Raw genomic sequence first — 23,937 nt, forward strand, 5'->3', positions numbered from 1 at the left:
GGCGTTTTGTTTTTGTCGCCGCATTGTCGCTGCACGAAGCGAGTGCGCGCGGAGCCGTCTCGCGGTTTTGGATTCGACCTAAACTGGAGCCATTCGAGGCGCCTTGTGCAACGGCGTTTGTTATTGTCCCGCAAGGGTTTTCGCGATTCATGAATTCGCCGTAACGGACTGCGAAATCCGCCCGCGTCACTGCAACTTCATCTGCGCTCCGCACTTGAGCCGCATTGGCTCGGCATGGTGCGCGCCGTAACTGAAGGAGACGACGATGACTGCCAACGAACCGCCGAAATTCGATCCCGAATACGTCGCGACGCTGCGCGAAGTGCTCGATATCGCGGTCGAGCAGATCGCGGCGGAGCACCGAACCCCGGCCACCAAGGCGATGATGGCGCAAATCATCGTGCAGAACGCGGCACGCGGCATCACCGACGCGCACGCGCTGGTCGACGACGCCGTCCGCGCCGGCGCGAGCGGCGCGCCGTAATCCACTCGTCACGCTTCATCCCCCACGCGCCGCGGCCTCCGCGGCGCGTTTTGATTCGGGGGATAGTGACGGCGCGAAAAACACCGCGCACGCGCCTTACCACCCACGGTCATTCCGGGATGCGTGCGAAAGCACGCAGACCCGGAATCTCGCAGTGTTCTGCGTACCGCGCGAAACTGTCCATTCGGGGCGACGCTCGCTTCTGACGTCATCCCCGCGCAAGCGGGGATCCAATATCCCAGAGAGCTGGTGATTGGCACGGACGCTCTGGAATACTGGATCGCCCGCCTGCGCGGGCGATGACGGCTGTTGTTATTTGCATGCGTCGAGATTCCGGGTTCGCGAGCTGCGCTCGCGCCCCGGAATGACTCGGGGAGAAGCCCGAGCAGTGAACGAACGCCACGCGCGCCCCTCTCCACCCGCCGTCGTTCCGGGATGCGTGCGAGAGCACGCAGACCCGGAATCTCGCAGTGTTCTGCGTGCCGCGCGAAGCTGTCCATTCTGGGCGACGCTCGCTTCTGACGTCATCCCCGCGCAAGCGGGGATCCAATATCCCAGAGAGCTGGTGATTGGCACCGAGGCTCTGGAATACTGGGTCGCCCGCCTGCGCGGGCGATGACGGGCGTTGTTATTTGCCGGCGTCGAGATTCCGGGTTCGGTCGCCAACGCGAGCGCCCCGGAATGACTCTGTAGGTCGAACCGCAACTTGAAGGAATGGAAGCACGCAGGCCCCGCGCAAAAAGGCGCGGGCGCCCTACCCTTGCTAACTACTCGCCCCACGCCTTGAACGCGTCGTTGAAAGCGCGTTCGCCGGGGCCGCCTTTTTCGATCGCGATGATGGCGCGACGGCCGTTGCCATAGACGATCGGCACGTCGAACCAGGAGCGCTCCTTGAGGAGTTGCAGGTTGCGCGAGCGATCGGCTTCGACGTTGCTGAGGCCGACCAGGAAGAAGCCGTCGGTGACCTTGACGGCGAGCCCGGCGAGCGGCGTGCCGCGCGACTGCTCGTTGGACTTCATCAGGATGCCCGGCACGTTGGACACCCCGCCGCCCTGGAAATCGGCCGGCAGGATGAAGGTCAATTCCGCCGTGTGGCTGGCAGGCAGCGACGTGTCGGTATTGCGGCGGAACGACATCGTCATCTTGAACTGCCGCTCCGGCACCTCGATGTCGGCGCGCACCGCGATGTCGCCGCCGCCCTTGGCGCTGGCGCCCTTGACCTGCTCGGTCTTCCACACCACCGAGCCGACATACTGCTTGCCCTTCGGATCGTTCGGATCCTCGTCGTACAGCACCACACGCTGCGCCACCGGCGCGGCCTGCTCGGTCGACGGCTGGCCGACCCGATCGGTGATCTTCGGCCGCTCGGTCGACGGCGCCGGGGTGGCGGGCGCCGCGGTCTGGGTCGAGGGCGAGCGCATCAGCGACATCAGACTCGACACCACGCCCGGTCCCCAGACCAGGCCGGCACCGATCAGCATCACCACCACACCGATCACCAGCGCGCTGCGGAGCGGGAATTTCCATGGCGCGCGGGGCGGCTTGCGCTTGGGCTCGGCCGGCGGCCGCATCCCGGCCGGCGGCGGCGCATAGCGCGCGGCTTCGTCGATCGATTCGTCGTAGGCGTAGGGCGCGTCCGGATCGGAGCGGTTCTCCATCGTCGGCTCGAGCCGATCGAATTCCGGCGACGGCGCGACGTTGGCGTAGGTCTTCCGCGCCGCGCGATTGGCCTGAGCCGCTGCGTTGCCGAGGCCGTCGAGATCGGCAGTGACGTCGCGGAAGCCGCGCAGGCCGGGCGAATTGGCCGGCGGCGGCGGCTGGTTCGGCGGCACACCGCGGCGCGGCGGCGTGGCGGGAGCACGGCCGGACAGCGGCGGCTCCGGCGGAATCGGCGGCGGATCGACCCGGAGGGTGCGCGACGGACGCTGCTCGGCGGGCTCTTCCGAAATCGGCTCATCGTCCGGCGCACGCGGGCGCACCGACGACGGCAACTCCGGCTCCGGCATCGAATTCGGCGCGGCGCCGCGATTGACCTGCGGCGGCGGATCGCCGGGACGGCCGAGCGGCCGGCTGGAGGCACGCAGCGCATCGCCCGGTCGCGGCGCATCGCCGGGACGGCCACGGCCCTTCAGCTCGGCGCGGGCGGCATCGCGGGCGCGCTGCGCGGCCTCGGACTCGACCTTGCGCACCGCCTCTTCGAGCGCCAGACGCTCGCGGGTGATTTCCGATTCGGTCAGCGGAGGCTGCACGCCGCGCAACTGGGCGATCAGCGCCGCACGCGCGCGTTCGTAGATCGCACGCCGCTGCTCGCCCGGAGCACTCGGGTCCAGGCTCGAAATAGCGCGTGCGATCAGCGGATAGTAATCAGCCATCTCGACTCAATTTACGATGTCTTTCGGTAACACCTTATTAAGCCTCGAACGGATTCTGCACCAGAATTGTATCTTCGCGCTCCGGGCTGGTGGACAACAAAGCCACCGGACAGCCGACCAGTTCCTCGATGCGGCGGACGTATTTGATCGCCTGCGCCGGCAGCTCGGCCCACGAACGGGCGCCCGCGGTCGGCTCCTTCCAGCCTTCGATGGTCTCGTAGATCGGCTCGACCCGGGCCTGGGCGCCCTCGCCGGCCGGCAGATGGTCGATCTCCTTGCCGTCGAGACGATAGCCGACACAGACCTCGACACTGTCGAAGCCGTCGAGAATGTCGAGCTTGGTCAGCGCCAGACCATGGATGCCGCAGGTCCGCACCGTCTGCCGCACCAGCACCGCGTCGAACCAGCCGCAGCGCCGCTTGCGCCCGGTGTTGACGCCGAATTCCTTGCCGCGGCGGCCGATCTCTTCGCCGATCTCGCTGAGGAGCTCGGTCGGGAACGGGCCGGCGCCGACGCGGGTGGTGTAGGCCTTGCAGATGCCGAGCACATAGCCGACCGCACCCGGGCCCATGCCGGTGCCGGTCGCCGCCTGCGCCGCCACCGTGTTGGACGAGGTGACGTAGGGATAGGTGCCGTGGTCGACGTCGAGCAGCGCGCCCTGTGCGCCCTCGAACAGGATACGCTTGCCCTCGCGGCGCTTGATGTCGAGCAGCCGCCACACCGTCTCGGCGTAAGGCAGAAGCTGCGGCGCCATCGCCATCAGGTCTTTCAGGATCGCGGCGCCGTCGAATTCCGGCAGATTGAAGCCGCGGCGCAGCGCGTTGTGGTGCGCCAGCAGGCGGTCGATCTTCTGCGGCAGCGTGTCCGGATCGGCGAGGTCCATCAGCCGGATCGCGCGGCGACCGACCTTGTCCTCATAAGCCGGTCCGATGCCGCGCTGGGTGGTGCCGATCGCACCGGCCTTGGCGGCGTTTTCGCGCAACGAATCGAGCTCGCGGTGCAGCGGCAGAATCAGCGTGACGTTCTCGGCGATGCGCAGATTGTCCGGCGAGATCGAAACGCCCTGCCCCTGCAGCTTCTTGACCTCGTCGAGAAACGCCTGCGGATCGAACACCACGCCGTTGCCGATCACGCCGAGCTTCGACGGCCGCAGCACGCCCGACGGCAGCAGCGCAAGCTTGTAGGTCTCGCCGTTGATCACCAGCGTGTGGCCGGCATTGTGGCCGCCCTGGAAGCGGGCGACGATGTCCGCCTGCTCGGAGAGCCAATCGACGATCTTTCCCTTGCCTTCGTCGCCCCACTGGGCGCCGACCACGACGACATTGGCCATTTCGAGAAGGTTCCCCTGCCACTCTACCGGATGAAGCACGATCGCGGCGCGCCGGTGGCGACGATGACCGATCGGGCTCGCGCGCCCTGGCAATCGCGACCGCGGCCGCTCGCACGCGAGGCACGGCACCGGATATCGGAAGCCGGCCTACGACGCAAGCGAAAGGCCCACGCTACGCCACTGCAACACATTGTATCCCCTCTGAAATCCGCCGCCGTCTGGGATGAGGGCAGCACCCGGCCCGCTGCGGCGCAGCGGCCGTCCCTGACCCAGGACAAGATACCGCTACGACTTCAAACGCGTGCCCGCAAACCTAGTGCCCGTCTGGCACCTTTGTGGACGGCGATGAAGCGTACCCCGATGGTATCGCCCTCCACCCGGACCAGCTCGCAGCGCCGATACGCCTTGCCGTTCGGCGTCAGCACCAGGAAGAATTCGCGCAGGTTGAGCCCGGCCATCGAGGTCTTCAGAATCAGCTTCGCGCCCGTCTGGGAGATGTCGGCAATGGCGCATTCGCGATGCCAGGTGCCATCGACGCCGATCATCACCGAATCGAGCGCGGCTTCGAACTTCACGCGCGGGTCTTTGCGGTCGCCATAGGTCACGCTCGGCTCCGTGCAATTCTTGGCGCCGCGACAGCGTCGTCGCAGCTAATCGTCTTGCTTTGAAATCCTCGAACCGACGGACCGACGAGCCGCCCAAGGACTCGGGCTCGACAACCGACGACCGGCTCCTGGAACAACTACCCCCATCAGTTGTGGCGGATCGTATTTCACAACCACTTCTGATTGGTAAAATCCGATGCAGATGTCGGGCATTCGCATTCACGATGCGTTGACCTTATCTCCGGCGCCGGGCGCCTTTCCTCTGGGTGACGAGGCCGACCGGTCGCGCCGTCCTGATCAAATCAGGACCGGCTCGGCGCACCTTGGGATTTGACGCGGTTCTTCAAGCGGGCTGGAGTCGCATTCACGCCAAGACGCTCCAGGAGACGACATGGACGGCATCAAGACCCAGGGACTCGACGTGCCCAAGCTCGGGCTCGGCACCTTCAAACTGCAGGGCAAGGACTGCCACGAGGCGGTGCTGACCGCGCTCGGACTCGGCTATCGCCATATCGACACCGCCGAGATGTACGCCAACGAGGATTTCGTCGGTGACGCGCTGGAAGACACCGACGTGCCGCGCGATCAGATCCATCTCACCACCAAAGTGTGGTGGACCAACCTCGCGCCCGACGCGATCCGCAAGGCGTTCGAGCAGAGCCTGCGCAAGCTGAAGACCGACTATGTCGACTTCTATCTGATCCACTGGCCGGCGCCGGACATGAATCTCGGCGCCGCGCTGGAGACGCTGCTGAAGATCAAGGACGAAGGCGGCGCCCGCGCGATCGGGGTGTGCAACTTCCCGGTGGCGCTGATGAAGCAGGCGGTGGACGAGATCGGCGCGCCGATTGCCTGCAACCAGGTCGAGTATCACGTGCTGCTCGGCCAGACCAAGCTGCTGCCCTATCTGCAGAGCAAACACATTCCGCTCACCGCCTACGCGCCGCTGGCGCAGGGCCGGCTCGCCTCCTATCCGGAATTGCAGCAGATCGCCGACAAGCACGGCGCCACCGCGGCGCAAGTGGCGCTGGCCTGGCTGCTGGAGCAGGACGGCGTGATGGCGATCCCGAAGGCGCGCAGCGAAGCCAGCCAGCGCAGCAATCTCGGCGCGCTGACCATCAAGCTCGACGATGCCGACAAGGCAGTGATCGCCAGGCTGCCGAAGACCCAGCGCTTCGTCACACCGGCGTTCTCGCCGGAGTGGGATGCGGAGTAACAGGCTTCCGCCGCGGCGGGCGCCGTCACCACACACCCGTCATTCCGGGGCGCTCGCGGCCAGCGAGCGAGCCCAGAATCCGGAGGTGCTGGCCGACCCGCGGTGCTCCATAGCCGCGAGATTCCGGGTTCACGCGCTGACGCGCGTGCCCCGGAATGACGGCTAGTGGCCAGCACGAAGTAACAGCAGCCGCGCGCGTCTTCACCACACACCCGTCATTCCGGGGCGCGCGTCAGCGCGAACCCGGAATCCGGAGGTGCTGGCCGACCCGCGGTGCTCCATGGCCGCGAGATTCCGGGTTCGCTCGCTGGCGCGAGCGCCCCGGAATGACGGCGTGAGGAGACATGATGGCGTTGCATTGCGTCGGCTTGCGTGCAGTGACAATGTGCGCGCGGCGCGCGAGGCCTCTCCGCGCTGTCCTGCTAACTCCCCCGAGTCCTCACCATGTCGAAATCCACCCGCGCCACCCAGATGCTCGACAAGCTCGACGTCGCGTTCAAGCTGCACAGCTACGACTATGACCCGAACGCCGAGGCGATCGGGCTGGCGGCTGCGGCGGCAGTGGGCGTCGAGCCGAAGCGGATGCTGAAGACGCTGATGGCCGAACTCGACGGCAAACCGGTGTGCGCGGTGATCGCCTCGGACAAGGAAGTCAGCATGAAGAAGCTGGCGGCCGCGCTCGGCGGCAAGAGTGCCAAGATGATGAAGCCGGCCGATGCCGAGCGGCTGACCGGCTATCATGTCGGCGGCATCTCGCCGTTCGGCCAGAAGAAGCGCGTGCCGGTGGCGATCGACGAAGCCGCGCTCGCCGAGACCACGGTGTATCTGAACGGCGGTCAGCGCGGCCTGCAGATCGAACTCGATCCGAACGCCGCCGTCGCGGCGCTCGGCGCCGTGGCCCGCCCGATCGCGGCGGATTAAGATCGCCATCCAATCGCCCCCGCATGCGCGCAATGCGTGCAGCCGGCTTGTGATCGGCGCGAAAACACGTATTGCTGTCGCAAACTCAAAGGGAGGCGGCGTTCGGCTCGTGCGGACACGGCGTGGCGTGCGCCGCCCTCAACCACCGAGCCGACCGATGACCACCACGACGCCCCCTGCCGAAGCGCACCGCTTCGGCTGGATCTCCGACCAGCCCTATCTGCTGCTCAGCCTGACCTCGCTGTTCTGGGCCGGCAATGCCATTGTCGGCCGCGCCGTCGCCGGACATTTTCCCCCGGTGACGCTGTCGTTCCTGCGCTGGGCCGTCGCGTTCATGATCGTCGCGCCATTCGCCTGGCGGCACCTGATCGCCGACTGGAAGGTGATCCGCCGCCATCTGCCGCTGATGGTGACGGTGTCGATCATCGGCATCTCGACCTTCAACACCCTACAATACACCGCCCTGCAATACACCACGGCGCTCAACGTACTGCTGCTGCAATCCACCGCGCCGCTGTTCGTGGCGCTGTGGGCACTGATCGTGCTGCGCGCGCGGCTGACCGCGACGCAGGCGCTCGGCATCGCCGCCTCGATGATCGGCGTCGTGGTGATCATCCTGCACGGCAATATCGCCGAACTCGCCGCGATCGAACTCAACCTCGGCGACCTTTTGTTCATCGGGGCGCTCGCCACCTTCGGGCTGTACACCGCGCTGACGCAGAAGCGCCCGCAGATGCACGCGCTGTCGTTTCTCTCCTTCACCTTCGGCTGCGGCGCGCTGTTCCTGATCCCGCTTCAAATCTGGGAGCTGACCACCAGGCCGCTCCCGGCGTTCGACTGGTCCAATGTCGGCGCGCTGCTGTATGTCGCGGTGTTTCCATCGATCCTGGCCTATCTCTGTTACAACCGCGGCGTCCGGCTGATCGGCGCCAACCGTTCGGCACCGTTCTTCCATCTGATTCCGGTGTTCGGCTCGGCGATGGCGATCGTGTTTCTCGGCGAGCAGCCGCATCTCTACCACGCGGTCGGCTACGCCCTGGTGCTGACCGGCGTCATCGTCGCGGCGCGCAAGCCGAAAGCGAGCTGAGCGGACGCCAGTCTCTCCTGGCTCACTTGGCGGGAATGTGAAACTTGCTGAAGGCTTCGCGGGTGCAGATGATCAGATGGTCGGCGCAGGCGTTGCGGCGATGCGGCTCGCACTGGCTGAGATAGTCCGGGGACTGCATCATCGTCACGAAGGCTTCGACCGAGGGATAGTAGACCAGCGAAACGTAGTCCCAGGCCGCCCGGTCGCCGCCGCCGAGCGCCAGGCCCTTGGCGTTGCCGTTCCACAGCAGCATGCCGCCGTGGGTCTTGATCAGCGCCACCTTCTGCGAACTGTAGCGCAAATAGGCGTCCCAGCCGGTGCCCTCGCCGTCGGCGGACTGCTCGTGAAACCGCATCAGGTTCACCATCACCACCGGCCCGGGATCGTCGCGCTCCAGCGCCGTCAACCCTTCGATGTTCAGTTCGTCGATCTTCATGTCCGCCCCGTTCGATCTCCAACGCCAGCATGCGCAGATCGCCGGCGACGTGGTAGCCGATTCTCTGCCGCGGCAGGCCGCGCCGCAGCAACGCTCGCACCCCCGCAGCGCATGGAACTCACTTCGGGGCGCAAAGCTCCACCGCGCATGCCAGCAATCCGCCGCGCGCCTCTTTTGCGCCGACGTGAATTGAGGCACCAAAGCCGAAATGGTTCCCTCGCGCCGGCTCTCGATTTGATCGCCTGGTCCCGCTCCACTTTCGGCTGGCTCGCCCACCAGCCCTATCTGCTGCTCAGCCTGACCTCGCTGTTCTGGGCCGGCAACATCGTGCTCGGCCGCGCGGTCGCCGGCCACGTGCCGCCGGTGACGCTGAGCTGCGCGCGCTGGGTCGGCGCGATGCTGTTGCTGCTGCCGTTCGCCTGGCCGCATCTGCGGCACGATTGGCGCAAGCTGCGGGCGCATTGGAAGCTGATGATCGTGCTGTCGGCGACCGGCTTCGCGATCAACAACGCGTTGTCGTATTGGGGACTGCAATACACCCAGGCGCTCAACGCGCTGCTGATGCAATCCTCCGGGCCGCTGTTCGTGGCGCTGTGGTCGCTCTTGCTGTTCGGCGTGCGGCTGACCTGGATGCAGGCGGCCGGCATCGCGCTGTCGCTGCTCGGCGTCCTGACCATCATCCTGCGCGGCGACTTCGCGGCGCTGGCGGCGATCGAACTCAACCGCGGCGACCTGATGCTGGCCGGCGCGCTGTGCGCGTTCGGGCTGTATTCGGCCTTGATGCCGAAGCGGCCGGCGACGCATCCGCTGTCGCTGATCGTGGTGACCACCGGCGGCGGCGCGCTGCTGCTGCTGCCGTTCGCGGCCTGGGAATACGCCAGCGGCGTGCGGCCGAGCGCCGACTGGCTGACGGCCGTCACCCTCGCCTATGTGGTGATCTTCCCGTCGATGCTGGCGTATCTGTGCTTCAACCGCGGCGTGGCGCTGATCGGGCCGAACCGCTCGGCGCCGTTTCTGCATCTGATGCCGGTGTTCGGCTCGGTGATGGCGATCGTGCTGCTCGGCGAAAAGCCGGAGCTGTTCCACCTCGCCGGCTACGCCATGGTGGTGGCCGGCGTGTTCATCGCCGCCCGCCGGTGACGAAACGCGCAGCCGTCAGGCCGCGCGCACCGTGTGCAGCAGCTTGCCGACTTCCAGCTTGAGCCGGTTGCTCTCGCCGGCGAGCGACTGCGCGGCATGCAGCACTTCGCCGGCCGCAGCGCCGGTGCCGCTGGCGCCGTGCTCGACTTCGACGATGTTCGACGACACCGCGTGGGTGCCTTCGGCCGCCTGCTGGATGTTGCGCGAAATCTCCCGCGTCGCCGCGCCCTGCTCTTCCACCGCCGAGGCGATGGTCGAGGCGATCTCCGACATCTTCTCGATGGTGCCGCCGATTCCCTTGATGGCTTCGACCGACTCGTGCGTCGCCGACTGGATGCTGGCGATCTGCTGACCGATCTCGCCGGTCGCCTTCGAGGTCTGCTCGGCCAGCGCCTTCACTTCGGCGGCCACCACCGCGAAGCCGCGGCCGGCCTCGCCGGCCCGCGCTGCCTCGATGGTGGCATTGAGCGCCAGCAGGTTGGTCTGCTGCGCAATGGTGTTGATCAGTTCGACGACGTCGCCGATCCGCGCCGCGGCCTGTGACAATTCTTCGACCCGATGGTTCGTATAAGCCGCCTGCTCCACCGCATCGGAGGCGATCTTCGCGGAGGCCTGCACCTGGCGGCTGATCTCTTCGACCGACGCGGTCATCTCCTCTGAAGCGGACGCCACCGACTGGACGTTGGTGGAGGCTTCTTCCGACGCGCCGGCGACCGTGACGGTGAGATGCTGGGCGCGCTCGGCATTGGCGTTCAGCGTCCCGGCGGAGGCTTCCAGCTCCGTCGCGGCGGACGACACCGCCTCGATGATCTCGCCGATCGCACCTTCGAAATCGTCGGCGAGCTTGTGCATGTCGGCGCGGCGCTGCGCGGCGACGATCGCGTCCTGGCGAATCCGGGCATCGGCCTCCTCCCGGGCCTTGGCTGCGGCGTGCACCTTGAGATCCTCGATCGCGTTCGCCATGTCGCCGATCTCGTCCTTGCGGTCGAGCCCCGGCAGCGTCAGATCGAGCTGCCCCTGCGCCAGCTTGTGCAGCGCGCCGCCGAGTTCGGCGAGCGGGCGCAGCACGCGGCGGAAGGTGATCCACAGGCTGATCACCACCAGCGCGCCGGCGGCGCCGAGCGCGGCCAGCGCCTGGATCAGCCGCGAACTGCTGCGGGCGGAATCCGCGGCAGCTTCGGCATCGGCCGCCCGGCCGATCGCGCCGGCGAGCTTGAGGATGGTCTCGACGCCGTCGGTGGCGCGCGCGATGTAGTCGCTGCCGCCGAGCGGATAGGCGCCGCTGTCGCCGGCAGCGAGCACGCTGCTGCGAACCTGCACATAGGTTCCGAAGTAATCAGTTTCGACGCCCCGAATCGCGTCGATCACCGCGGCCGGCGTATCGGCACGCTGCTTCAATGCGGCGATCATCGGCCAGGCCAGATCGATCTGTCCGCGGAACGCAGAGATCTCACCGATCTCCGCGGCCGTGAACTTGGACCGCGCGCTGATTTTGGCACCGAGATAAGCGCGCTCGCGCCCGGCGTTTTCGGCCATCACCGCCGCCAGATGCCGGAGCCGGATCATTTGCGCCAGTGCCACCGACGGCGGATCGGTCAGCGTCTCCAGCGTGCTGCGCAGCGAAGTGCCGGCGACATCGATGCTGCGGGTGATGATGCCGAAGGTGCCGCGCACCACCTCCGGATCGCGTGCGGACGCCGGCTTGGCAATCGCTTCATCCACGCGCGAACGCAGGGCGACATGGTCCTGCTGCGCGCGCTGAGCGTCGGCGATCGCAACGGCACCGGCCTTCATCTGCGGCACCTCGCCGATCAGCCGCATCGCTTCCACAAAGGCGGTGTCGCCGGAGATACGCGCCTTGGCGATGTCGGCTCGGCGCTCCGGGTCCGCGGGCTCCGGTCCGTTGAGCGCCGCGTTGCTCAGGCCCCGCTCCAGCGCCCACCGGCCGGCGCTCTTCAACAACAATTGCGAGATGCGATTGACCTCGACGAAGGCTTCGGACTGGTGGCGGCGGACGACCGCGTCGCGGGCTTCGAAACCGGCGAGCGTCATGGCGGTCGCCGCGAGCGTAACGACGATCAATGGCAGCAATACACGGATCTTGAGAGTCATCGCCGGCTCCTGTTGGCGCATGTCAGAACGAGCGACGGCGACGCGCGCCTGTTCCGAAAATGGAACAGGCCGCAGGAAATCCAGTGGTCCGATTTCGATGGTGGGGTTCGCCGTTGAACGCCGGGCATCACGCCAATCGCGGCGGATCGACACTACCTGTGCGAGTATCAATCTTCGTTAATCGCGGACTACGTATGAGTCCTCAGCGACGAAAGACGAAGGCCCTGTCGCTTGTTACTTACACCCTCAAAATACGGCGGCGCCGCCGTGCGAGACGGCGGCGCCGGGGTCGCTACCGCGACTGACGACAGCCAGGTCAGGCGGCGCGGATCGTGTCGAGGAAGCGGGCGACTTCGCGTCGGAGCAGATTGCTGTCGCCGGCGAGCGATTGCGCCGCCGCCAGCACCTGCGACGACGCACTGCCGGTCTCGCTGGCGCCGCGTTGCACGTCGGAGATGTTGCCGGTGACCTGGTTGGTGCCGCGCGAGGCCTGCTGGATGTTGCGCGAAATCTCCCGTGTGGCGGCGCCCTGCTGCTCGACCGCGGAGGCGATCGAGGCGGCGATCTCCGAGATGTGCCCGATGGTGTCGGTGATCTCCTTGATCGCCGTCACCGACTCGCCGGTGGCCGACTGGATGCCGCTGATCTGGGCGCTGATCTCGCCGGTGGCCTTGGCCGTCTGTTCGGCGAGCTGCTTGACCTCGGCGGCCACCACGGCGAAGCCGCGGCCGGCCTCGCCGGCGCGCGCCGCCTCGATCGTGGCGTTCAGCGCCAACAGGTTGGTCTGGCCGGCGATGGTGTTGATCAGCTCGACCACGTCGCCGATCCGCGTCGCGGCCCTGGCGAGCTCGCCGACCCGATCGTTGGTGGTCTGGGCCTGATGCACGGCTTCGGACGCGATCCGCGACGACTCCTGCACCTGCCGGCTGATCTCGTCGACCGACGCCGACATCTCCTCGGTGGCGGTGGCGACGGACTGCACGTTCGACGAGGCCTCTTCGGACGCCGAGGCGACCATCGAGGTCAATTGCTGCGAACGTTCGGCGGTGGACGTCAGTTTGCCGGCCGAGACTTCGAGTTCGGTCGAAGCGGACGACACCGTTTCGACGATCTTGCCGACCGCGGATTCGAACTTGTCGGCCATGTCGTTCATGTCGCGCCGGCGCGCCAGATCGGCGCTGGCCTGATCCTCCGCACGCTGCGCGATACTGCGCTTGAGCTCGCCCTGCATGGTGCGCAGCGAGGATGCGAGCACGCCGACCTCGTCGGCCTGTTCGATCGCCAGCTTCTGGTCGAGGTCGCCCTTGGCGATGCCGTCGGCGAAAGTGGCGCAGTCGCCGATCGGCCGGGCGATGCTGCGGGCCGCGAAAGCGATCACCGTGATGGCGAGCACCACCACCAGGATGCCAGTGCCGAGCTGCCAGAACATCGCCGAGTTGGCGCGGTCGTTCAGCGCGGTGTCGAGTTCATGGGCCGAGGCCAGCACCACGCTGCGCGGCACCGAGATCAGCACCGACCACGGCGTCCCGGTGCGCCCCACGGAGATCGGCGAGTAGATCTCGACATTCTCCCACTTCGGATCGTCGAGCACCACTCCCTTGCCGTCCTTGACGATCGCCTGGCTCTCCGACCAGCGCGGATCGGCGTTCGACGCCGCCTTGCCGATCGATTCCGGATTGGCGCTGTTGGCGACGATCAGGCCGGTGTCATTGAGGATCGCGACCTTGCCCTTGCCGCCGAACAGCGAGCGGTTGGCCTGGGCGGCGAGCTTCTGCACGAAGTCGAGATTGTAGTCGGCGCCGGCAACGCCGACGAACTTGCCGTCGATCTTGATCGGCACCGACATGGTGGCGAGGAACACCGCCTTGCCTTGCACGATGTAGGGCAGCGGACCGAGGATGTTCTCCTTGCCGGTCGCCTTCGGATTGATGAACCAGGCACCCTTCACCAGACCGTTCGGATGCCGTTCCTGGCTGTCGTATTCGACCAGCGGCTGCAGCGCGATCGAGCCGCTGGCGCTGCGGGTCCAGTAGGGAAGGAAGCGGCCGGTGTTGTCCGACCCCATGGTCTGGCGACCCTTGAACGCGACGTCGTTGCCGTCGAGAGCGTTCGGCTCCCAGGCCGAGTAAGTGCCGTTGAAGCCCGGGTTCTGCTCCAGCGTGTTCTTGAGCACCGCGTTGAGCTGAAGCCGGCGGTTGCCGTCGGTGGTGCCGGCGTTGTTGGGATCGGCCAGCACTTCGAACGCGTGCGCCATGTTCCGCGCGGAATCGAGTCCGAGGTCGAGTTCGGCCTTGATCACCGCGGCTTCGGAATTGGCGCGGTTGAGCAGGCTTTCCTTGGTCTGCTGATCGACCAGCTTCATCACTTCGGCGGCAACGTAGCGATGGGTGCTTTGCGCCGACAGCACGCTGTAGCCGATCAGGATCAGGCTGGCGCCGGTCAGGCAGAGGCCGGCGACCAATGCGATCTTGACCTGAATTTTGCGGATGGACTTGAACGAGAACGACATGAGGAACTCCTGGGAGAGCCTCAGACTGATCGTCCGCCGTATGGAATCTCTTAAGCAAAAGCCTCGTGCGGTTACGAGGAAACCGGACGACCGACTACAACTTAGGTCGCACTCGACGATCCGCGGCGGGACTACGCACCGCCGATCAGGATGCCGACGCCGAGCACGATGACGCCGCCCAGCACAATCTGGAACACCGCGTGCAGGAACGGCGTGTCCATGTAGCGGGCGCGGACGTAGGCGATCACCCACAGTTCGACGAACACCACCAGCGCGGCGATGCCAGTCGCGATCCAGAACGCGTTGGCCCAGCTATCGGGCACCAGATAAGGCAGCGTGTGGCCGAGGCCGCCGAGCGTGGTCATCAGTCCGCAGATGCTGCCGCGCAGCCAGGGCGAGCCGCGACCGGTCATCGAGCCGTCGTCGGACAGCGCTTCGGCGAACCCCATCGAGATCCCGGCGCCGATCGAGGCGGCAAGACCGACCAGGAAGGTCGGCCAGTTCTGGTGGGTGGCGAAGGCGGCGGCGAACAGCGGCGCCAGCGTCGACACCGAGCCGTCCATCAGGCAGGCGAGCCCGGGCTGAACATATTGCAGCACGAACATCCGCCGCGCCGCGTGATCCTCGGCGCTGCGGGCATCGGGAGTGAGAATCTTGTCGGTGAGCTGCACCGCGCGCTGCTCGTGGCGCTTTTCGAACTCGGCGAGATCGGTGAGCAGCTTGCGGATGTGGACGTCGGTGGCGCGTTCGGCGGCGCGCTCGTAGAAGCGCTGCGCCTCGAACTCCATCGTCTCGGCCTCTTTGCGGATGCGGTCGAGCGGCAGGTTGCGGGTCAGCCAGATCGGGCGGCGGCGGATGAAGCCCTTGACGTCCTGGCGGCGGATCGGCGGCAGGTTGGGACCGAACCGCTCCTCGTACATCCGCAGCAGCATGTGGCGGTGGCCCTTTTCCTGCTGGGCCATCTCGGTGAACACCCGCGCCGAATCCGGATAGCGTTCGGCGAGGTCTTCGGCGAAGGCGAGATAGATCCGGCTGTCCTCCTCCTCGCTGGCAATCGCCACCGCCAGGATTTCGCGTTCGGTCAGCTCGGAAAACGCCTTCATCGCACTGCTCTTTAATTTAGAACGCTTCTAAATAGGCTTGCGCCCCTCGACTGTCAAAGCCGCGGCATCGACCCGCTACCAAATCGTCGCACCGACAGTCATCGCTGCTTCATCGATTCGTCAGGCCACTGTGACGTCGCGCGGCCACAAGACCGCTTTCCATCACAGGAGGCTGTTTCATGCGAAAACTACTGCTCGGTTCGGTCGCGGTCTTTGCGCTGGCGACGTCCGCCGCGCTGGCGCAATCCGAAGGCGAATTCCCCGCGACCCTCGCCGGTCACGCGATGCTGCCGGCGGCGTCGTTCATCGACGCGCCGCAGGACGCGCCGGACGATCTGAAGACGTCGGGCAAGTACACCACCGGCAAGCGCATCGAAGCGCTCGGCAGCATCGAGGGCAAGTCCAACGGCCGACCGACCGGCGTGTCGCTGCCGTTCAAGGGCCAACCGCTGCAGGGCCACTCCGGCATCAAGAAGATGGATGACGGCAGCTTCTGGGTGCTGACCGACAACGGCTTCGGCTCGCGCTACAATTCGGCCGACACCATGCTGTTTCTCAGCCATCTCAAGATCGACTGGGCCGGCGGCAAGGTCGACCGCATCGCCACCGTGTTCCTGCACGATCCCGACAAGAAGGTGCCGTTCCGGATCGTTCACGAGAACACCGACAAGCGCTACCTGACCGGCGCCGACTTCGACCCCGAGGGCTTTCAGATCATCGGCGACCGCATCTGGATCGGCGAGGAATTCGGCCCGCATTTGATCGAGGCCGACATGGCCGGCAAGGTGCTCGGCGTGTACGAGACCACCGCGGACGGCAAGCCGGTGAAGTCGCCGGATCATTGGTCGGTGCAGTCGCCCGGCGCGCCGGGCGCCAGCTACAACGCCGCCGTCAACCTGAAGCGCTCCAAGGGCTATGAAGGCTTCGCCGCCTCCAAGGACGGCAAGTTCCTGTACGGCCTGCTCGAAGGCCCGCTGTGGGACGCCGACAAGAAGGACTGGGAAAAGTCGGGTGGCAAGGAAGCCGCGCGGATCCTTGAATTCGACGTCGCGCAGAAGAAGTTCACCGGCCGCTCCTGGACCTACGTGTTCGAGCAGAACGGCAACGCGATCGGCGACTTCAACATGATCGACGACAGCCACGGCCTCGTCATCGAGCGTGATAACGGCGAAGGCACCAAGGACAAGGCCTGCCCCGAAGGCAAGCCGGGCACCGACTGCTTCGCCGATCTCGCCAAGTTCAAGCGGATCTACAAGATCGAACTCACCGACGCCGGCGCCGGCAAACCGGTGAAGAAGATCGGCTTCATCGACCTGATGAAGATCCGCGATCCGGACAAGAAGGCGAAGAAGCCGCTGACCGACGGCGTACTGGCGTTCCCGTTCTTCACGATCGAGAACGTCGACAAGGTCGACGACCGCCACATCATCGTCGGCAACGACAACAACCTGCCGTTCTCGACCAGCCGCGATCCGAACAAGGCCGACGACAACGAGTTCGTGCTGCTCGAAGTCGCCGACTTCCTCAAGGCGAAGTAAGCGTCACAGCCGACATAACCACTGCGTCGTTCCGGGGCACGCGCATCAGCGCGTGAACCCGGAACCTCGCGGTGACGATCCACGCGTTGCTTCAACATCTCCAGATTCCGGGTCTGCGTGCTGCGCACGCATCCCGGAATGACGTCGCCCGGGAGTGAGCGCCCGCTCCTAGCCCCACGGCAAACCAACCACCGCCGTCGTTCCGGGGCACGCGCATCAGCGCGTGAACCCGGAACCTCGCGGTGACGATCCACGCGTTGCTTCAACACCTCCAGATTCCGGGTCTGCGTGCTGCGCACGCATCCCCGAATGACGTCGCCCGGGAGTGAGCGCCGCTCCTAGCCCCACGGCAAACCAACCACCGCCGTCGTTCCGGGGCACGCGCATCAGCGCGTGAACCCGGAACCTCGCGGTGATGATCCGAGGCGTTACTTCAACACCTCCAGATTCCGGGTCTGCGTGCTGCGCACGCATCCCGGAATGACGTCGCCCGGGAGTGAGCGCCCGCTCCTAGCCCCACGGCAAACCAACCACCGCCGTCGTTCCGGGGCACGCGCATCAGCGCGTGAACCCGGAACCTCGCGGTGACGATCCACGCGTTGCTTCAACACCTCCAGATTCCGGGTCTGCGTGCTGCGCACGCATCCCCGAATGACGTCGCCCGGGAGTGAGCGCCGCTCCTAGCCCCACGGCAAACCAACCACCGCCGTCGTTCCGGGGCACGCGCATCAGCGCGTGAACCCGGAACCTCGCGGTGATGATCCGAGGCGTTACTTCAACATCTCCAGATTCCGGGTCTGCGTGCTGCGCACGCATCCCCGAATGACGTCGCCCGGGAGTGAGCGCCGCTCCTAGCCCCACGGCAAACCAACCACCGCCGTCGTTCCGGGGCACGCGCATCAGCGCGTGAACCCGGAACCTCGCGGTGATGATCCGAGGCGTTACTTCAACATCTCCAGATTCCGGGTTCGCGCCTGTCGGCGCGCCCCGGAATGACGTTGTGATAGAAAGGCTCGCTTACGGCAATCGAAGCGGCGCCCGTCTTCACGCCGGCGGCGACATCCAGCGCGTCAGCCGTGCGAACACGCCTTTCGGCGGCAGCGCCGGCGGGGTGTCGTCGGCGGATTCGAGGCGGCCCAGAAACTGTTCGAGAAACAGCGCATCAGAGGTTTCGATCACGACGAAATCCCCATCGCCGGTCGACACCGTGTAGACATAGCGCAGGCCGCCAGCCCGCGACGTCAGGCCTGCGCCGGCCAGATCCTTGGCGATGCTGACCCCGTCCGGATCGATGTCGCGGGCGATCAGCGCACGCGTCAGCCACGCCAGATTGCCGACGAATTCAGGTTCGAAAGCGACGGTGCCTTGCAACATCATGGGCATGCGCTGCCTCTCGTCCTTCACGCATCCCCCCAGCAGAGAATTGTCGGCGCTGGAGGCCAAAAGGTTCAAGCCCGCCGCACGATCAGGCGGCGCGGATCTTGCGCAGGAAGTCGTCGACTGCCGATTGCAGCGCACCCGACTGGCTGTCGAGCGCCCGGGCATGCGACAGCACGTCTGAAGCCGCGTCACCGGTCGCCTGAGCGGCTGAACTGACGCCGCCGATATGTTCGCTGATCTCGCTGGAGCCGGCCGCCACCGACTGGATGTTTCGCGCGATCTCCTGGGTTGCAGCGCCCTGCTGCTCGACCGCGGTCGCAATCGCCACGGTGATCTTGTTGATCTCGCCGATCGTCGCGGTAATGCCCCCGATCGACTCCACCGCGCTCGCGGTCGAGGACTGCATCGCTGCGACCTGAGCGGAAATCTCTTCGGTCGCTTTCGCGGTCTGGCTCGCCAGCGCCTTCACCTCGCTCGCCACCACCGCGAAGCCGCGGCCGGACTCGCCGGCCCGCGCCGCCTCGATAGTGGCGTTGAGAGCCAGCAGATTGGTCTGCGACGCGATCGAATGGATGAGCTGCACCACCTCGCCGATCTTCTCGGCGCCGACCGAGAGCTGCATCACCGTCTCGTTGGTCTGTTCGGCATCGCTCACGGCCTTGCCGGCGACCGAGCGCGACTGATCGACCTGACGGGAGATTTCCTGCACCGAACTCGAGAGCTGCTCGGAGGCCGATGCCACGGTGCCGACCATTTCGGATGCGGAATCGGACGCGGCACCGACCGCCGCCGCGCGCGTCGAGGCGTCCGCCGCGGTCGAGGTCATCGACTGCGCGGTCGTTTGCATCTGCCGGGTGGCGTCAGCGACGTTGCGTACCACGCCATGAAGGCTTCGCTCGAAATCGTCGGCAATGCCCTGCATCAGTGCGCTGCGCTCGGCCGCGGCGCGGCGCTGCGCTTCCTGCTCCTGCTGCTCGAGGCCGCGGATGCGGATCGCGTTGTCCTTGAACACCTGCACGGTCTTGGCCATCGCGCCGATTTCGTCGCCGCGGTCGACGCCGGGGATCGGCGCGTCGAGCTGACCTTCGGCCAGCGCCGTCATCCGGGTGCCGAGCGCGCCGAGCGGCTGGGTGATGCTGCGGCTGATCAGCCAGGCGACCAGGGCACACACCACGCCGATGCCGACGATGACCACGCCGAGCCAGGTCAGAAGCGGCTTCAGCTTGGCGTTGATGTCCTGCAAGTACACGCCGGTGCCGACGAACATGTCCCAGCCGGGAATCGCGGCCGCGTAGGAGATTTTGCGCAGCAGTTCGGTGCTGCCCGGCTTCATGAATTCGTAGATCAGCGTCACGTCGCCCTTGGCGGCGACGCCGTCGCGCAGCTCACGGACGATCTTGCGACCGGCGGTCTCGACGTCGATACGGTTGGTGCCGATCATCTTCGGATCGGCCATCAGCACGGTGGTGCCGTCCATCTTATAGGCGAAGAAGTAACCGTTGGCGCCGTCATAGGTCATGTTCTGACTGCGCTGCTGGAACTCGGCGATCGCCTGCTCCTTGGTGAGCTTGCCGGCCGCAACCTGCTTCTGCAGCCCGATCGCCATGTTCAGCGCGGTCTCGACCAGCGCCTTGGTCTGCTCGAACCGCTCGTTGCGCATTTCCCGCTGCAGCATCGACGCGGCGAACAGACCGGACGCCAGGAGGCCGAGCATTGCGACGGCGACCAGGATCCCGAGCTTCGGCGTGATCCGCAGATTGGTGAACTTCACAGCAAAGGACTCCTGCGCATTCAGAACGATGTGCAGGGAGTGTTACGGCCACAGAGTCTCCAATCAGTTTATAAGTTCCCTCGTAGGAACCCGAGGGTCGGACGCCGGCCTGCTTGTTGGAATGAGCGCGGCGCTCCGAAAGCGCTCGGTCGATGAGCGCGCTCTCACAGATACAAACGCCGAGCCCCGGGCAGACCGTCGGATCTGCCCGGGGCTATGTGATCAGCCGAAGCTGCGGCGGCTCAGGCGGCGCGGACCTTGCCGAGGAAGTCGTCGACCGCGCGGCGCAGCTCGCCGGACTGGGCGTCGAGTTCGCGGGCATTCGCCAGCACCTGGCCGGCTGCCGAGCCGGTGGCGGTCGCCGCTTCGGTGACACCGCCGATATGCGTGCTGATCTCGCTCGAACCGGCCGCCACCGACTGGATGTTGCGGGCGATCTCGCGGGTCGCGGCGCCCTGCTGCTCCACCGCGGTCGAGATCGCCATGGTGATCTCGCTCATTTGCGCAATCGTCGCGGTGATGCCGCCGATCGACTGCACCGCATCGTTGGTGGAGGATTGCATCGCCGCGACCTGCGCCGAGATCTCCTCGGTCGCCTTGGCGGTCTGGCTGGCCAGCGCCTTCACTTCGCTGGCCACCACCGCGAAGCCGCGGCCGGATTCGCCGGCGCGGGCGGCTTCGATGGTGGCGTTGAGCGCCAAGAGATTGGTCTGCGACGCGATCGAGTGGATCAGTTGCACCACCTCGCCGATCTTCTCGGCGCCGGTCGCCAGCAGCTTGACGGTCTGGTTGGTGAGCGCGGCGTCGTCGACCGCCTTGCCGGCGATCTCGCGGGACTGTTCGACCTGGCGCGAAATCTCGGTCACCGATGCCGACAGCTCTTCGGCGGCGGACGCCACCGTGCCGACATTGTTGGAGGCGTTGGCCGACGCCGACGACACCGTCGCGGCGCGGGCGCTGGCGTCGGTGGCGGTCGCGGTCATCGACTGCGCGGTCTGCTGCATGCCGGCGGTGGCGGTGGCGACCGACTGCACCACGCCGTTGACGCTGTGTTCGAACTCGTCGGCGAGCCGCTCCATCGCAGCGCGGCGTTCGGCTTCGGCGCGCTCCTTGACGGCCTCCTCGGCCCGTTCGAGGTCGCGGATGCGCAGCGCGTTGTCCTTGAACACCTGCACGGTCTTGGCCATCTCGCCGACTTCGTCGCCGCGCTCGATGCCGGGAATCGGCTGCTCCAACTGGCCGTCGGCGAGCGAGGCCATCCGGGCGCCGAGCCGACCGAGCGGGCGGGTGATGCTGCGGGCGATCATCACGGCGAACAGACCGGCGACGATCGCGATCGCGAAGATCGCGCCGCCGAGAGTCCAGAAGATCGGCTTCAGCTTGGCATCGATGTCGTCCAGATAGGCGCCGGTGCCGACGAACATGTTCCAGCCGGGGATCGCCAGACCGTACGACACCTTGCGGACGTTCTCCTCGGTGCCGGGGCGGCGGAAGTCGTAGTACAGCGTGACGTCGCCTTTGGCGGCGACGCCGTCGCGCAACTCGCGCACCAGGTAACGGTCGCCGGTCGGGGTGTTCATCCGGTTGGTGCCGACCGCCTTCTTGTCCGGGGTGGCGATGGTCACGCCGTCCATGGTGTAGGCGAACAGGTAGCCCTGACCGTTGTCGTAGGTCGCCATCGCGGCAGCGCTGGCGAACTGGGCCTGGGCGGCCTCCTTGGTCAGCTCGCCGGCATCGACCTTCTTCTGCAGGCCGACCGCGAGATTGCGGCCCATCTCGGTGATCGCCTTGGCCTGCTCGAACCTCGCGTTGAGCATCTCACGCTGCATCATCACACCGGCGAGAATGCCGGCCACGCACAAGCCGATCAGGGTACCTGCGACCAGCAGGCCCAGCTTCGGAGTAATTCGAAGATTACTGAACTTCACGGACTTCTCCCGACATGCGACGCCGCGCGAGAACTTTGCGCCTCGTACAACTACGCGGGAAATCTTCCCGGACGGTTACTGCAGCGCACGCAATCATCCATTTTGCGAACTTGTCATCCACTTCGCGCGCGGCGTGCAAACAAAAGCCCTCCCCCCGTTACCGGGGAGAGGGCTTGATGTCGTCGTTCTCGGGATCAAGCTGCAGAGCTGAGCTGCTCCACAGCGGTACGATTCGACCTTTCGATCAGAACGTCAGCGCCTTGACCTGCTTGACCTGCGGCAGCGCCTGCACCTTCTCCAGCACCTCGGCCGGAGCCGGACCGTCGATCGTCACCAGCGCGATGGCGTCGCCGCCTTCGGTGTGACGGCCGAGGTTGAAGGTCGCGATGTTGACCTTGGCGTCGCCGAGCAGGCTGGCGAACTTGCCGATGAAGCCCGGCTTGTCCTCGTTGGTGACGTAGATCATCGAGGCACCGAACTCGGCGTCGACGCGGATGCCCTTGATGTCGACCAGGCGCGGCTTGCCGTCGGCATAGACCGTGCCAGACACCGACCGCTCCTGCTTCTCGGTGGTCACCGTCAGGGTGATCAGGCTCTCATAGTCGCTCTCGGCGGCGCGGACGACTTCGTCCACCACCATGCCGCGCTCCTTGGCGATCACCGGCGCCGAAACGACGTTGATGTCGCCGAGCATCGGGCGCAGCAGGCCCGACAGCACCGCCGAGGTCAGCGCCTTGATCTTCATCTCGGCCACTTCACCCTCATAGGTGATGGTGACCTTGGTGATGCCGGTCTCGGTGAGCTGGCCAGCGAACGAGCCGAGCTTTTCGGCGAGTTCGATGAACGGCTTCAGCTTGGGGGCTTCTTCCGCGGTGATCGACGGGAAGTTGATCGCGTTGGTGATCGCGCCGGTCAGCAGGTAGTCGCTCATCTGCTCGGCGACCTGCAGCGCGACGTTCTCCTGCGCTTCCGTCGTCGAGGCGCCGAGATGCGGGGTGCAGATCACGTTCGGCAGACCGAACAGCACGTTCTTGGTGGCCGGCTCTTCGGAGAACACGTCGAACGCCGCACCGGCAACCTGGCCGGACTTCAGGGCTTCGGCGAGCGCATTCTCGTCGACCAGACCGCCGCGGGCGCAATTGATGATGCGGACGCCCTTCTTCATCTTGGCGATGGCTGCCGCGTCGATGATGTTCTTGGTCTTGTCGGTGAGCGGGGTGTGCAGCGTGATGAAGTCGGCGCGCTTGAAGATGTCTTCGAGCTCGACCTTCTCGACGCCGATGTCCTTGGCGCGCTCCGGCGACAGGAACGGATCGAACGCGATCACCTTCATCTTCAGGCCGAGGGCGCGGTCGGCGACGATCGAGCCGATGTTGCCGCAGCCGATCACGCCGAGGGTCTTGGCGGTGATCTCGACGCCCATGAAGCGGTTCTTCTCCCACTTGCCGGCCTGAGTCGAAGCGTCGGCGGCGGGGATCTCACGGGCCAGCGACAGCATCATGGTGATGGCGTGCTCGGCGGTGGTGATCGAATTGCCGAACGGGGTGTTCATCACGATGATGCCCTTGGCGGTCGCCGCGGGAATCTCGACGTTGTCGACGCCGATGCCGGCACGGCCGATCACCTTGAGCCGGTTGGCCTTCTCCAGGATCTTGGCGGTCGCCTTGGTGGCCGAGCGGATCGCGAGGCCGTCGTAATTGCCGATGATCTCGGCCAGCTTGTCTTTGTCCTTGCCGAGGTTCGGCTGGAAATCGACGTCGATGCCGCGATCCTTGAAGATCTGCACGGCGGCTTCCGACAGCGCGTCGGAAATGAGGACTTTGGGAGCGGTCATGGGATGTGATCCTGATGAATCTTGAATAGGGGAAGCGGTCCAACGAGTCGCGGCGCGCTCCCTCGCCCCGCTCTTGCGGGGAGAGGGTTGGGGTGAGGGGCACCTGAGTCCGCGATGTGCGGAAGCGCCCCCTCACCCGACCCAGCTACGCTGCGCTCCGCCGGGTCGACC

At 66.2% G+C, this 23,937-nt stretch carries 17 protein-coding genes; 6 read left to right on the forward strand and 11 right to left on the reverse strand.

The genetic code is table 11. The features are described from left to right. Window positions 1-265: 265 nt before the first annotated feature. Window positions 266-484, forward strand: coding sequence for a hypothetical protein (locus tag FLL57_RS16705; RefSeq protein WP_013504159.1), 219 nt, complete (start codon window positions 266-268; stop codon window positions 482-484). Between the two features lie 767 nt (window positions 485-1,251). Here the strand turns inward: FLL57_RS16705 and FLL57_RS16710 are convergent. The 3 genes from FLL57_RS16710 to FLL57_RS16720 all read right to left on the reverse strand — a co-directional run bounded on the left by FLL57_RS16710 (window position 1,252) and on the right by FLL57_RS16720 (window position 4,791). Next, window positions 1,252-2,856, reverse strand: a complete 1,605-nt coding sequence (locus FLL57_RS16710; RefSeq protein ID WP_013504160.1) for a hypothetical protein — start codon at window positions 2,854-2,856, stop codon at window positions 1,252-1,254. Between the two features lie 37 nt (window positions 2,857-2,893). Next, window positions 2,894-4,186: an adenylosuccinate synthase gene (locus FLL57_RS16715; protein ID WP_142883452.1), complete on the reverse strand. Its 1,293-nt coding sequence runs from the start codon at window positions 4,184-4,186 to the stop codon at window positions 2,894-2,896. 293 nt (window positions 4,187-4,479) lie between these two features. Further along, entirely contained in the window at window positions 4,480-4,791 is a 312-nt protein-coding gene (locus FLL57_RS16720; RefSeq protein WP_142883453.1) for a PilZ domain-containing protein, read from the reverse strand. A gap of 391 nt (window positions 4,792-5,182) precedes the next feature. On the opposite strand from FLL57_RS16720, the gene FLL57_RS16725 reads away from it, so the two are divergent. From FLL57_RS16725 to FLL57_RS16735, 3 genes are all read left to right on the forward strand, one after another. Continuing rightward, window positions 5,183-6,007: an aldo/keto reductase gene (locus tag FLL57_RS16725; protein ID WP_142883454.1), complete on the forward strand. Its 825-nt coding sequence runs from the start codon at window positions 5,183-5,185 to the stop codon at window positions 6,005-6,007. A 444-nt stretch (window positions 6,008-6,451) separates the two neighbouring features. Further along, the gene (gene ybaK, locus FLL57_RS16730) at window positions 6,452-6,928 is read left to right on the forward strand and encodes a Cys-tRNA(Pro) deacylase (protein ID WP_142883455.1); all 477 of its coding nucleotides are present in this window, start codon (window positions 6,452-6,454) and stop codon (window positions 6,926-6,928) included. Window positions 6,929-7,085: 157 nt separating this feature from the next. Then, window positions 7,086-8,015, forward strand: coding sequence for a DMT family transporter (locus FLL57_RS16735; protein WP_142883456.1), 930 nt, complete (start codon window positions 7,086-7,088; stop codon window positions 8,013-8,015). Between the two features lie 22 nt (window positions 8,016-8,037). Here FLL57_RS16735 and FLL57_RS16740 read toward each other — a convergent pair whose 3' ends face one another. Continuing rightward, the gene (locus FLL57_RS16740) at window positions 8,038-8,451 is read right to left on the reverse strand and encodes a DUF1330 domain-containing protein (protein ID WP_047308641.1); all 414 of its coding nucleotides are present in this window, start codon (window positions 8,449-8,451) and stop codon (window positions 8,038-8,040) included. A gap of 234 nt (window positions 8,452-8,685) precedes the next feature. Between FLL57_RS16740 and FLL57_RS16745 the strand changes: the two genes are divergently transcribed. Further along, entirely contained in the window at window positions 8,686-9,591 is a 906-nt protein-coding gene (locus tag FLL57_RS16745) for a DMT family transporter (RefSeq protein WP_142883457.1), read from the forward strand. Between the two features lie 15 nt (window positions 9,592-9,606). Here FLL57_RS16745 and FLL57_RS16750 read toward each other — a convergent pair whose 3' ends face one another. From FLL57_RS16750 to mbfA, 3 genes are all read right to left on the reverse strand, one after another. Further along, window positions 9,607-11,703, reverse strand: a complete 2,097-nt coding sequence (locus FLL57_RS16750; protein ID WP_142883458.1) for a methyl-accepting chemotaxis protein — start codon at window positions 11,701-11,703, stop codon at window positions 9,607-9,609. A 316-nt stretch (window positions 11,704-12,019) separates the two neighbouring features. Further along, the gene (locus FLL57_RS16755; protein ID WP_142883459.1) at window positions 12,020-14,212 is read right to left on the reverse strand and encodes a methyl-accepting chemotaxis protein; all 2,193 of its coding nucleotides are present in this window, start codon (window positions 14,210-14,212) and stop codon (window positions 12,020-12,022) included. Window positions 14,213-14,343: 131 nt separating this feature from the next. Further along, entirely contained in the window at window positions 14,344-15,315 is a 972-nt protein-coding gene (gene mbfA, locus FLL57_RS16760; RefSeq protein WP_142883460.1) for an iron exporter MbfA, read from the reverse strand. Window positions 15,316-15,494: 179 nt separating this feature from the next. Here mbfA and FLL57_RS16765 point away from each other — a divergent pair, with 179 nt between their 5' ends. Further along, window positions 15,495-16,853 carry an esterase-like activity of phytase family protein gene (locus tag FLL57_RS16765; RefSeq protein ID WP_142883461.1) on the forward strand — a complete coding sequence of 453 codons (1,359 nt, stop codon included), beginning with the start codon at window positions 15,495-15,497 and terminating at the stop codon, window positions 16,851-16,853. A gap of 1,044 nt (window positions 16,854-17,897) precedes the next feature. Here FLL57_RS16765 and FLL57_RS16770 read toward each other — a convergent pair. The 4 genes from FLL57_RS16770 to serA all read right to left on the reverse strand — a co-directional run bounded on the left by FLL57_RS16770 (window position 17,898) and on the right by serA (window position 23,766). Next, window positions 17,898-18,236, reverse strand: coding sequence for a hypothetical protein (locus FLL57_RS16770; protein WP_013504172.1), 339 nt, complete (start codon window positions 18,234-18,236; stop codon window positions 17,898-17,900). An 82-nt stretch (window positions 18,237-18,318) separates the two neighbouring features. Continuing rightward, complete coding sequence (locus tag FLL57_RS16775) at window positions 18,319-20,004, reverse strand: methyl-accepting chemotaxis protein (protein ID WP_142883462.1); 1,686 nt, start codon at window positions 20,002-20,004, stop codon at window positions 18,319-18,321. Window positions 20,005-20,246: 242 nt separating this feature from the next. After that, on the reverse strand, window positions 20,247-21,932 hold the full coding sequence (locus tag FLL57_RS16780; protein WP_142883463.1) for a methyl-accepting chemotaxis protein: 1,686 nt from the start codon (window positions 21,930-21,932) through the stop codon (window positions 20,247-20,249). A 244-nt stretch (window positions 21,933-22,176) separates the two neighbouring features. After that, complete coding sequence (gene serA / locus FLL57_RS16785) at window positions 22,177-23,766, reverse strand: phosphoglycerate dehydrogenase (RefSeq protein WP_142883464.1); 1,590 nt, start codon at window positions 23,764-23,766, stop codon at window positions 22,177-22,179. Window positions 23,767-23,937: the final 171 nt, after the last annotated feature.

Origin of the sequence: Rhodopseudomonas palustris (assembly GCF_007005445.1) — a bacterium.
GTDB classification, from domain to species: Bacteria; Pseudomonadota; Alphaproteobacteria; order Rhizobiales; family Xanthobacteraceae; genus Rhodopseudomonas; species Rhodopseudomonas palustris_G.